The 9,552-nt window shown below is 43.1% G+C and carries 7 protein-coding genes; 6 read left to right on the forward strand and 1 reads right to left on the reverse strand.

From position 1 onward, the window contains the following. Nucleotides 1-684: 684 nt before the first annotated feature. Nucleotides 685-1,590, reverse strand: a complete 906-nt coding sequence (locus tag CIK90_RS02190) for an Abi family protein (RefSeq protein ID WP_094464237.1) — start codon at nt 1,588-1,590, stop codon at nt 685-687. Between the two features lie 1,218 nt (nt 1,591-2,808). On the opposite strand from CIK90_RS02190, the gene CIK90_RS02195 reads away from it, so the two are divergent. The 6 genes from CIK90_RS02195 to CIK90_RS02220 all read left to right on the forward strand — a co-directional run bounded on the left by CIK90_RS02195 (nt 2,809) and on the right by CIK90_RS02220 (nt 9,361). Then, nucleotides 2,809-3,582: an outer membrane beta-barrel protein gene (locus CIK90_RS02195; RefSeq protein ID WP_094464238.1), complete on the forward strand. Its 774-nt coding sequence runs from the start codon at nt 2,809-2,811 to the stop codon at nt 3,580-3,582. Next, entirely contained in the window at nt 3,546-4,919 is a 1,374-nt protein-coding gene (locus CIK90_RS02200) for a DUF6562 domain-containing protein (RefSeq protein WP_173849296.1), read from the forward strand. Before CIK90_RS02195 ends, CIK90_RS02200 begins: the two co-directional genes overlap by 37 nt. A 34-nt stretch (nt 4,920-4,953) precedes the next feature. Beyond that, on the forward strand, nt 4,954-6,162 hold the full coding sequence (locus CIK90_RS02205; protein WP_144007199.1) for a hypothetical protein: 1,209 nt from the start codon (nt 4,954-4,956) through the stop codon (nt 6,160-6,162). A gap of 98 nt (nt 6,163-6,260) precedes the next feature. Continuing rightward, the gene (locus tag CIK90_RS02210; RefSeq protein WP_144007200.1) at nt 6,261-7,178 is read left to right on the forward strand and encodes a fimbrillin family protein; all 918 of its coding nucleotides are present in this window, start codon (nt 6,261-6,263) and stop codon (nt 7,176-7,178) included. Nucleotides 7,179-8,099: 921 nt separating this feature from the next. Next, nucleotides 8,100-8,600: a nucleotidyltransferase domain-containing protein gene (locus tag CIK90_RS02215; RefSeq protein WP_006743465.1), complete on the forward strand. Its 501-nt coding sequence runs from the start codon at nt 8,100-8,102 to the stop codon at nt 8,598-8,600. Nucleotides 8,601-8,611: 11 nt separating this feature from the next. Continuing rightward, nucleotides 8,612-9,361 (forward strand): nucleoside phosphorylase, encoded by a 750-nt coding sequence (locus CIK90_RS02220; RefSeq protein WP_006743466.1) that lies wholly within the window; start codon nt 8,612-8,614, stop codon nt 9,359-9,361. Nucleotides 9,362-9,552: the final 191 nt, after the last annotated feature.

A 9,552-nucleotide genomic window follows, 5' to 3' on the forward strand; every position in this document is an offset into this window, starting at 1 on the left:
AGAATTTTATCTGTCTCATTGTTGGACAGAACCCCTCTCGTAGATTTGCTCGGCAAAAGCGAACCTGCCGAGAAGTTACAAACTGTAAGAGAATTAAGTCTTAAATTTATTTAGTGGACACTAGTGACCATCTATACGTGGTTTACGGAATGCTTACTTTATAACAATTAGGTTTACACTCGTTTATTTTGACGGTGCAAAGTTACTCATGCTATCTGGCTCCCACAACGGGCAATAGTGCACATTTTCAAGAAAATGACGTTTTCAGATGTCACAGGGACAGGTCATTGACATCATGACTTATAATTCTTACAGTTTTACAGTTTTACAGTTTTTGAAAAGGAAAAATAGTTTTCGCGAGGACTGTTCCTGTTTCTTGGACAACGCCAATTCACACCAGGCGTTACAGTTGACAGTTGACAGTTTCTGAAAACGATTTTTTGCGTTACAATCCTTACAGCTTATAGTATTACAGAAGAAGTATCTATTATTAGTTGATTATCAGTATTATACGCTCTAAACGGTAGAAAAGTGGCAATATAGGTTCTATATTGATACGAAATGGGTGATTTTTAACGTATTTAACCTTTATTTACATCAAATAGTTCATATATCAAGAAGAAAGCCTGTCGGTAATGAAGAATTTTCACTACCGACAAGCTTATCTGTATTTTATCTATAAAGTTATCTCCATAGAGGCTCCGAAATCCAATTATCAGGGAATCCCATTGCTGCCGGGTCTACCTGTGGATAAGAAACGAGTAAGGATTTGAGTTCATTCTTGAAGTCCAATCCATACCCCATCGAATCAAGCCAATATGCAATACAACAAGCTATAGCATATACTTTGTTCGCATCAACACCATCAATGTTCACCCATGCACCACGTAAAGAAGCGTTCATTTGTGGAGCATTGGAAAGATAGCGATTCCAAAGTCGTGAGTGGTGAGCGCAACAGTTTCTCAGGACAGTTACACTGCGCATCCAGCTTTCCAACACCTCATGCTGTGGAAGATTGAATTGACGAGCTACACGCTTCTTCAACTTCTTGTCACTGAAATTGTAATAGAGTTTTGAAAGCGTGCCGAAAGATGCAAGTTCAAGCGTTTTCCATGCTGGAGGGAATATCGGCTTGTCATAGTTGCGCCTATGCTCTTTGATAAAGTCCTCCTTGCTACGTTGAAGTTCTCTATCTATGGAGTTCATATTCTCAATAAACTTGTGTTCATCGTCAGCAAGACTTGTATCAAAGAACCAAAACGGTCCATGAGCCAAAGAGAACTCTTGTATAATCTTTGTGCGCAAAGCAATCTCTAATCGTTGAACAGCCTTGAACATCAATTCTCTCAACTCTATATCAAAGTTATAGAGAGCTACGGCATCTTCAAATCTACTATTAGGCTTAAATTGATGTGTAGTCTTGTCTGCCTCCATAGGACGAAGGTATTGAACAAAACGAAAATAGCTGACCTCACCAAGAAATTTTGCAGCCTTGGATGAATCAGCAATATTTAAGCCTCTACTTTTTAGTAGTTCTATTTGTTCGAAAATAGAAAGAGCCTGTTTAGTGTATAATCTTAATGTTCCCATAAAAGCAAAAGACCCGCCCTGGTTCGCTGTTCAAATGGGAAGCGTGGCGGATTCTGTTGTTGCAAAGATACGAATAATCATTGATAATACAAACTTTTTAGCGAGAAAAATCACGCAAAAGTGGAATTCTTTGACATATTTATATTTAATAATGTTAAATCAGACATTAAAATCAAGGTGCCACAGTGACAGGTCATTGACATCATGACTTATAATTCTTACAGTTTTACAGTTATTGAAAAGGAAAAATAGGTTTCGGATTCTTAAAACACGAGGACAGGTTTCTGTTTCTTGGACCATAACTCTTGGGGTGTGGAGTATGTTTTTATGAACGGAATTTTTGTTGCCATATACCTATAAAAACAAAAACGACCCGCTCATTTGAGCATCGTTGAGAGGCTTGGCGGGTTCTGGTACTGCAAAGGTAAAGCATTTATTTGGATTGTGCAAGGGTTTTGAGGGAAAAATGCGGAAATGGAGGTGGTTTTTAACAGATGTTGGGTGTTTCAAGATGCAAAATGCGGCATCTGCAAACCAAAGTGGGTAGATTACAAACCATATTGTACGGTTCGGAGGATTGGTACTAACTTTGTAGCGTCATTATGGACAAGCGGGAGGGCAGACTGCGAAGTGGAAGCTGGCATTTACGAAGTTTGATTCTATGGAAAGCGGAGAGGTGCTACCTTTGGAGCATCGATGTCGGCAGGGCGGATCCTGAAAAGCCCAATAATAAAGAGAGTAAGGGAAGAAAAGGTTTTTGGAACTATGAATAGAAAAGATTTTTGTGGACTTATGTCGTTCAGAGTTGAATTTGGTCGTATAGTGGCAAGATTTGGCAGGTATCATTGATATCTATTAATTTTGCATCCCAAAAAGCGGAAGAGCGCGTATTTTAACGTTAAACTGTTATAAATATGAATAATTTCCCGAGCATTTTGATGCTTAAATGAGAAAAAATTTGTATCTTTGCAGCGCATCTTGGTATATTCACTCAACAATGAGCGATGCGCCACATTAGACATTATGGACATGAAGACAATGAAACATACAACAAAGACCAACCATAAACGCCTAAGTCTTAATTATTTAGGGGAGGGTATCGGCTTTATCGTAACGTCTTCATTCACATATAGATACAGAACAGAGCCTTCCGCAGGTGTCAGACAATGACACCGGCGGAAGGCTTTTGCGTTTTATACATATAATTGAATTTTGAACATGAATACACCAAAAGTGATTGCAACTTATCTCTTGTTCATCATGATGTTGGCTGTGCAAGATGTATGTGCACAGGAACATTTGGAACTTGAGGCAAACGACAATTCCACGGCAGCGTGGTATGGCGGCTTCGAGGGTGGCGTGCCCTTTGGGGTGAGCACCTTCAGTTCGTTTGGCGCCGACAAGACCCGGGCAGGATATGCCCTTGGGCTGTTCGGCGGCTACAGATTCAATTCTGTCCTTTCGGCTGAGTTGTCAGCCAAGTGGGGAAAGACCAACCTCTCTGCACGCGACTGCTGCACGGAGGGCGGCTACTGGCTGGGCGCTGACGGCGTGACCTATCACGCTCCCGTGGCAGGCTTCGGCGGAGCTGACTATGCCGACCTGAAGAGTGCTGTGTCGTTACAGCAGTACGGCGTGCGGCTGAATGTAAACCTGCTCGGCCTCTTCCGCTCCTTGCGTGACAGCCGATGGAAGCTGGAACTCTCGCCAATGCTCGCAGCCGTGGGTACGAAGGCTGACGTGAAGACCATTGAGGAATGCAAAAGCATCATAAGCGACAAGTCACGCTGGCATCTCGGTGCCGGTGGCAACCTGCAAGCCTCATACGCCGTCACGGATAGACTGAGCCTCGGACTGTATTCGGGCATCACCTGCCTGACAGGCAAGGGCATGGACGGTGTGTCAGAACACATTCACGACGGCAATCTTCTTTGGGAAAGCGGTGTGCGTATAGGATGGACATTCAGCAAAAGAAAGGAGGTGAAGCCATGAAAACTAAGTTGAATCAACTCATGAGTCTGCTGCTCATGGTAGCAGTAATCTTAGGCTTTACAGCCTGTGCCAACGATGATCCACATGAAGGCGAGGGCGGCGTGGCTATTGCCCTTGATAACAGTCGATGCCCAAATGTTTCCATCGGGCATACCTACTTATATATATATGACACAGGCGGCAACCTGTGTGCTACATACCACTATGCCGATGCCCATGCCGTCGCTTCCGCTCTTCTGCCATTAGAGGCGGGGCACTATACAGTGGCAACCGTCATCAATGCGGATGCAGCACCGACGGAGACCACCACACTGACCGCCCTGCATGAGTGGGTGGCTGCGCAGATTGGCATTGACAGCGACCTGATTTCAGGCATTGCCGAGATGGATGTGGCGGAAAACAGAGTTGTTTGTGTCGCCATTCCCTTGTCACAGGATGCCTTCTCCCTGCCTGTGCTCAGTGTGAGGTTCGCTATGCCGGAAGCCACCATGCCCAATTTCATCCCATCAAGAACAAGAAGCATTGCTTCAAATGACAACTATTCTTTAAGATGCGTGGCTGAGCTTTACAAGGCTGGCACTGACCAAATAGTACTTCATAAGGCTGTCACTCCTGAATTACAGGAGGATGGAACATACAAGGTCGATTTGCAACTCTCCGAAGGCGACTATGACATGCGCCTCTGGGCAGATTATGCCCATACAGACGCTCCGCTTGCCGATGCCTTCTATCACACCGAAAGTCTGAAGGCCGTAACCCTATTCACCGAACCCTACATGGCAAACACCGATGCCAAGGATGTGGCTTACGGCAACGAGAGCGGTATCACGCTCCCCAAAGCTGGTGCAACCATCACCCTGCCGTTACAACGTCCATTCGCAAAATACCGCATCATAGCAAACGATGTAGAGGGCTACCGCAACCTTATCGTTAAGGGTGAAGAGCTACCGCAGATAGAGGACTTGACCGTTCGCATCAGTTACGAGAGCTTCTTCCCTGCAGGCTTTAATGTGGAGGCAGGCGCACCTAACGATGCCTTTACGGGCATTAGCTATGCAGCTGACATCATTGAGGCTGAGGACTACGCCCCCAATAAAGCAAGGCAATTGGGTTCTGATTTCGTGCTAACAAATGGCAAGGAATCGTTTGTCACCATCACCGTGCATACGTTCAATAGGCACACAGGCAAAGAAATTAGCAAAGTAAGCGGTGTGCAGATACCCTACCGTCGGGGCTATCTCACCACCGTCACTGGCACGTTCCTCACCGCAGGTCTTACTTCCGGCGGTGTGCAAATAGATACCGAATGGGGCGAGGACATTGTCATCCCGTTCTGATAGAAATAGTAACAGATAAAATTGAAATAAAAAAATGAGAATAGTATCACACATATTGAAATACGTTCTTGTTGCTATGCTCTTCGCGGCATGCACCAATGAAGACATACTCCAAAATACTACTACAGGTGGAGTTGAAGGGGCAGGAACTATATCCGTGACCTTTAGCGCCAAGGTGGACAACTCCATTGATGTGACTGGCAGCGGAGCGGCAAAGGTAGCATCCACCCGTGTTACAGCCGATGCCGATGAGTCGCCCACCCGTTTCTATGGACAAGCTATCAGCAGTGAGGCCAACGCCGTACAATCTGAGGTCGTTGAGGGAGTACTAAACCCAACAACAAACAAGTATGAGTTTTCTTTTCATCTTACATCCGAGGCAAGCTATACCTATATGTTTTGGGCCGACAATGCCGATGCAGGTGCGAGTGTGCCAACCGACTTGACAGCTGTTGAATATACACCGGGCTGTATCGCTTTCACCGCTAAGGCAAGTGGAACCCCCGAGAATGTTTCCACCGACATCACGCTGAAACATGTGGTGACAAAGGTGACACTACAACACGATGGATCTAATCTGTTCCGTCCGCGAACCAACGATGTGCTCGCAATTTCCCTCCCATGTGCAAATTCCTATAACGTATCCATGGGAGCGGCAACGGGTAGCGATACGCAGCACGTGACCCACACTTTCGGCAGCAATGCATCAATTGGCAAAGCGGTCTCGATTTTCAGTTTCTATAACCTTGCAACTTCCAACGCGAATAGTGTCACACTCTCTTTCTGCAACGATTACACGTTGACTATTAGCAATGTCAACTTGCAAGCGAACACCCACGTCACTTTGCAAGGTGACCTTTCATCGAAAAATTCCAGCTGGATTGTGCCAGAAGAAAAGCGTAAAGAAGTGTTCCGTTTATGTCTTTTTGATGAAAACGGATTTCCGAAAGGTGAACAAACCAGTTACGAAAATTTTGAGTATTACGCAGATTATGATATAGGTCGTTTCTTTATTGACAAAATATTGAATATTGAGTATATAGGGGGCTATGTTACTCAACCAGTTAAAATAGGAGACGATATATATGATTGTATGATAACAGCAGTAAATGAATATGCCGCAGAAATGGTAATTACCAAACGTAATTATGAAAATAGGTATGTCTTATGTTTTGGTACTATGTGGGCTGCTGATGAGAAAAACTTTCTACTTCCAGCAGATTTCCGATTTTATGATTGGTAAGAAAAACGGTTACATGATAGACATAATATCAGTATTAAGATAATATAATAAACGAATAGTAAATCAAAGAATAGGTTTAATAATTAATGTCTAAAAATATGAAAGTAAAGATGACAATATTGATGCTCGGCATCTCAGCTATGCTGGCATCGTGCGGCAACGAGGATGTGCTGCAAAGTGAGAACAACGGTGAGTTCAAGGCTGTGACCATCACCGCTTCGCTGCCTGAGGGTATGACCACTCGTGCGGTAGGCTCTACAGATGATTCCCAAGTAGTGCGCTGCTATGTGCAGATGCTCGATGAACAAGGCAATGAGTTGGCTGACGGCTATTCCACAGTAGTAAAGATGGATGAAAGCATCGCAGGAAAGACTTATACGGCTAAGTTGTGGATGAACCCAACAACCTCTGAGAAGTATACGCTGCTGTTCTGGGCTGACAGCGACAATTCTGCTTCAGCTCCGACTACGCTCAAAAACGTGGCTTACAACAATAGTGGCGAGGTTGTAGCCTTTGCCGGAAATCTGAAGAATCAAGGCTATGTAGAGGCAGGCATCAATTGTACACTGAAGCATGCCGTAACCCGCATCAGTGTAAACACCACGACAGACCTGTCTGTAACTGATGACGCGACTGACCCCTATACGCTGACGTTGACCGTGCCAACATCCTTCACAGCGTATAATGTATTGACAGGAACGGTAGCAGGTGATGCCACAGTCAATTGGGTGTACAACTGTCCAGTGACTACCGTTACCGGTGCAACAGCGGCCGTTTCAAAAGAAATATGCCACTTTTACGTTATGCCCGATGCTAACGGAGGCAACCAAGACCTACAGTTGCATTACTGCGGCGAACTTGACAATCCTGCAATCACACTACCCAATGCCCCCATCAATCCCAACTTCCACATCATCTATCAAGGCGACGTGGCTCACGCTGGATTGAAGCAAGTCAATATATCAGCAAGCGTCGATGAGAACTGGGGAGATGGAAGTAGTACAACTGATTTTTAACCATTAGAATAATTAGGTGAAATCGGGACAAGTGATTTCCCAAGACATTCGGCTTGTCATGTGGAGAATGCGCCTGATACCCGACACAAAGCCATATAAAGAATAAATCAATTCAAGCAGGAGGCTGCAAGCGGCAAGGAATTGCCATTTGCAGCCTCCATTATGTTTTATACGATAAGTGTCGTTCAGAGTTCATTTCTGCTGTATAGTGGCAAATTGCCGCGAAAGAGATGTCACAGGGACAGGTCATTGACATCATGACTTTCAATTCTTACAGCTTGCAGTATTACAGTTTTCGGAAAGGAAAAATAGGTTTCGGATTCTTAAAACACGAGGACAGGTTTCTGTTTCTTGGACCATGCCAATTCACACCAGACGTTACAGTTTGACAGTTGACAGTTTCCATAAACCATTTTTGCGGTTCAGATAACAAATAACAGTTAACAGTTAACAGTTTTGGGAAAGAAAAAACAGGGAAGATTCTGTGATTGTACCTACTCATTATCTTCTTCTTGAGAATCTGCTTCCGAATTGTAAAGTGCTGAATATCAACACTCCCAAAAAGCAAAAAGTACCAAAAGAAACAAACTGGAAACAAAAATTTCAAAAACCCCAAAATGAAAACATCTGCTTAACATATCTTAACACGGAAATGAACGGAAATTTTCATTTTCTATCATTTTGTGCTGCGTTCCTGAAGGTGCAAAATCAGGTATTGTGAACCTTATTGTCGTTTCAGCAATCAGGTTGAAAAAATGGCTTTAGTTGGAAAAATGTGCACGAAAAGTGGGCTTTTCAGGTGGCATTTTATAGTATTTTCTGCGAAAATACAGTTGTATGTTTAACTTTCTACGTATAAGTCTCTTTAGTCTCACGGAATTTTATTAACTTTGCACCAAAGTTTATTTTAATTGCAATTTTATGGTCACTTATTTTGATGCATGTGAGATTCTTGAAATGCTGTCTGAAGCATCTGTAAAGGTGTTTCTGGACGGCGGTTGGGGTGTCGATGCACTTATAGGCAGAGAAACAAGAATACATAACGACATCGATCTGTTCGTAGAGAAGAAAGACTATGGTAAGGCCATATCCGTGATTACCTGGAAGGGATACAGAGAAGTTGTAATGGACTATACGACCGATAGCCATACTGTCTGGAAAGATGACAACGGAAGAATAATCGATCTGCATTGTTTCGAATATGTCGAAGATGGAATTCTATATGACGGATACACTTTCCCAAGCGAAACTTTCTCAGGTAAAGGAAATATCGGGAATATTGAGGTAACATGCATAAACCCGGAGGCACAGGTACAGTTCCATCTTGGATATGAATACGATGAAAATGATGTCCACGACGTCCTGTTATTATGCAGAACTTTCAATCTTGAGATACCGGAGCAATATAAAACTCACATCTGATTCAATATGCTATGATTACTGATAGTTATGATATTGAAACTGAACCAATGATCAATCTGTTTGATTTCTACGGCAGACGTGGAGATTTTGCAGATATATGCCTGATAATATTCTCGAAGGAGATTCATCGGCATTTACTTGATTCCTACGAATCTGAAATTATTGCAACTATGCCGGCTTGCAATGGCGATACGCATATCTATAAAACAACTTATAAAGGAGTTACGATAACTTTCTACCTGTCAGGAATAGGTTCAGCAGTAGCATCCTCTCAATGTCATCTTGCAAGCTGGCTAACTGGAGCATCAAAGTTCATTATGTTCGGTTCCTGTGGCAGTCTTGACCGTACAACCACACAAGGTAGATTTATCATACCGACACAAAGTTACAGAGGGGACGGGTGTTCATATTATTTTGCAGCACCATCCGACTATATTGATATAGCCGCAAGCAAGGAACTTTCCATAATTTTCGACAAATTATCTGTACCATATATTACAGGTAAAATATGGACGACAGATTCGATGATCAGAGAAACAAAAGGACTTGTACGCAAACGTATGGAAGAAGGGTGCATCGCTGTAGAAATGGAATTGGCTGGAGTTCAATCTGTGTGCGACTTCTACAATTTGAAGTTGTATGCTTTTTTTGAAACAGGTGACATTTTGGATACAAATGGATATGAAGCCAAAGGCTTGAACAATGCCAACCATAGTTTAAACAAACTTTATATTGCTTTAGAAACGGCAACCTACATCTGAAGTATATCAGAATTGTAAATTCCCATTTAGCGGACTATATAAAAAGTATTCCATAACCATCTATCACTAGTGTCCACTAAAAACGATTAACAATCGTTGTAAGTGGTTGATATGCGACAAAATACGAGCAAAAAATGACTCTATGGGTTAGAAATGACTATCTTTGCAGAAAATTACAATCTGTAAGTTAG

This window comes from Prevotella sp. P5-126, assembly GCF_002251185.1.
Classification (GTDB): Bacteria; Bacteroidota; Bacteroidia; order Bacteroidales; family Bacteroidaceae; genus Prevotella.

What these genes read in the sequence shown, in the direction of transcription:
- CIK90_RS02190 (WP_094464237.1), bottom strand. Translation starts at nt 1,590, where the DNA reads ATGGGAACATTAAGATTATACACTAAACAGGCTCTTTCTATTTTCGAA.
- CIK90_RS02195 (WP_094464238.1), top strand. Translation starts at nt 2,809, where the DNA reads ATGAATACACCAAAAGTGATTGCAACTTATCTCTTGTTCATCATGATG.
- CIK90_RS02200 (WP_173849296.1), top strand. Translation starts at nt 3,546, where the DNA reads ATGGACATTCAGCAAAAGAAAGGAGGTGAAGCCATGAAAACTAAGTTG.
- CIK90_RS02205 (WP_144007199.1), top strand. Translation starts at nt 4,954, where the DNA reads ATGAGAATAGTATCACACATATTGAAATACGTTCTTGTTGCTATGCTC.
- CIK90_RS02210 (WP_144007200.1), top strand. Translation starts at nt 6,261, where the DNA reads ATGAAAGTAAAGATGACAATATTGATGCTCGGCATCTCAGCTATGCTG.
- CIK90_RS02215 (WP_006743465.1), top strand. Translation starts at nt 8,100, where the DNA reads ATGGTCACTTATTTTGATGCATGTGAGATTCTTGAAATGCTGTCTGAA.
- CIK90_RS02220 (WP_006743466.1), top strand. Translation starts at nt 8,612, where the DNA reads ATGATTACTGATAGTTATGATATTGAAACTGAACCAATGATCAATCTG.